Source organism: Desulfobulbus alkaliphilus (assembly GCF_016918545.1).
Taxonomy (GTDB): domain Bacteria; phylum Desulfobacterota; class Desulfobulbia; order Desulfobulbales; family Desulfobulbaceae; genus Desulfobulbus; species Desulfobulbus alkaliphilus.
In genome coordinates this window covers 1-405 of the sequence record NZ_JAFFQC010000369.1, presented here as the reverse complement: position 1 = coordinate 405, position 405 = coordinate 1, and the positions used below count along the sequence as shown (strand labels likewise).

Sequence of the window (405 nt, the reverse complement as noted above, 5' to 3'; positions counted from 1 at the left end):
GATCCTCACCCCGGTATTCGTCATCATCGCCGTCGGCGGCATCGACACCGCCATGGTGCAGGTAGCGGCACAGAACGCCAGCAACCTCGACATGTTCAAGAACCTGGACTTCATCGCCATCATCTCGCTGATGGCCTGGGGCCTGGGCTACTTCGGCCAGCCCCACATACTGGCGCGCTTCATGGCGGCGGACTCCCACCACTCCATGGTCAATGCCCGCCGTATCAGCATGACCTGGATGGTGTTCTGCCTCGGCGGCGCCGTGGCCATCGGCTTCTTCGGCCTCTCCTACTTCTCCACCTTCACCGAGCAGGCTGCCGGTGTTACCGGCAACGCGGAGCGCGTCTTCATCGAGCTCTCCAAGATACTGTTCAACCCCTGGATTGCCGGCGTGCTGCTCTCCGC

1 protein-coding gene is annotated in these 405 nt (G+C 62.7%); it reads left to right on the top strand.

Annotation, left to right across the window (positions count from 1 at the left end):
• Nucleotides 1-405: sodium:solute symporter family transporter (locus tag JWG43_RS18980; RefSeq protein ID WP_443112637.1), on the top strand; the 405-nt coding region annotated here is incomplete at both ends.